Here is a 1322-nt window from a genome sequence, read left to right on the forward strand (position 1 = left end):
GCAGCGAATCGCCCTTGCCGGCCTGTCCCTGGGTCGACACCCCCTTGGCCTTGGCGCCTGTCATCACCTCGATGCCGAGTTCGCCGAGCCGCTTCACCACCGGTCGGGTCAGTTCGGCGTCATATTGCGCCAGCACACGTGGCAAAGCCTCGACCACGGTGACCTTGGCGCCCATCTTCGCGAAGGCGATGCCGAGCTCCAGCCCGATATAGCCGCCGCCGACGACGGCGAGCTTCTTCGGCACCTCGCTCAGCGCCAGCGCGTCGGTGGACGAGATCACCGGGCCGCCGAACGGCAGAAACGGCAGTTCGACCGGCGCCGAACCGGTCGCGATCACCACCGTCTCGGCGCGGATCACCTGGGTGCCGGTCTCGGTCTCAACCTCGACGGTCTTGCCGTCGCGGAAAGTCGCCCAGCCCTGTACGGTCTTGACCCTGGCCTTCTTCAGCAGGCCGGCCACGCCGCTGTTCAGCCGGCTAACGATCCCGTCCTTCCAGGCGATTGCCTTGGCCAGATCAAGCATCGGCGCGGTGAGTGAAATGCCGAGCGGGCTCTTGCCGCCGGCCATGTGCGCCACCTTCTCGAACTCCTCCGCGGCGTGGATCAGCGCCTTGGACGGTATGCAGCCGACATTGAGGCAGGTGCCACCCGGCTTGCCGGCCTCGACGATCACCGTGTCGACGCCGAGCTGGCCGGCGCGGATGGCGCAGACATAGCCGCCGGGCCCGGCGCCGATGACGAGCAGCTTGCAGGAGATTTCTTTCATGTCGACTGCTTCCTTTCGGCGGAGGCGACGGCGCGCCCTTTCCTTCTCCCCTTGCGGGAGAAGGAGGATCGGCGCGTTAGCGCCGAGACGGATGAGGGGTGTTCCAGCGGAGTGAGACGCTGGCTTTCCCTGGAACACCCCTCATCCGTCGCCTTCGGCGACACCTTCTCCCACAAGGGGAGAAGGGGGAGCCCACATCCCTGCTCCGCAACATTCGAGATCAAACCCATCCCCGCTAATCCACGAAAATCAGCGCCGGCGTTTCCAGCAGCGCCTTGATGCGCTGCACGAACACCGCGGCATCCCAGCCGTCGATGACGCGATGGTCGAAGCTGGACGACAGGTTCATCATCTTGCGCGGGATGAACTGGGTGCCGTCCCACACCGGCCGCACCATCATCTTGTTGACGCCGACGATCGCCACCTCCGGATAGTTGATGACCGGCGTCGTCGCCACGCCGCCCATGGCGCCGAGCGAGGTGATGGTGATGGTCGAGCCTGACAGCTCGTCGCGGCTCGCCGTGCCCGACTTCGCCGCCTCGGCCAGCCGGTTGAC

Annotated in this window: 2 protein-coding genes; both read right to left on the minus strand. The window is 66.3% G+C overall.

Annotated features, from left to right (window positions below; all coding sequences use genetic code 11):
• A partial coding sequence (locus tag EN781_RS32630) for an FAD-dependent oxidoreductase (RefSeq protein WP_189347973.1) occupies positions 1–766 on the minus strand: 766 nt, incomplete at its 3' end.
• Positions 767–1001: 235 nt separating this feature from the next.
• A partial coding sequence (locus EN781_RS32635) for a 2-oxo acid dehydrogenase subunit E2 (RefSeq protein ID WP_189347974.1) occupies positions 1002–1322 on the minus strand: 321 nt, incomplete at its 5' end.

Origin of the sequence: Mesorhizobium sp. M4A.F.Ca.ET.090.04.2.1 (genome assembly GCF_003999085.1) — a bacterium.
Classification (GTDB): Bacteria; Pseudomonadota; Alphaproteobacteria; order Rhizobiales; family Rhizobiaceae; genus Mesorhizobium.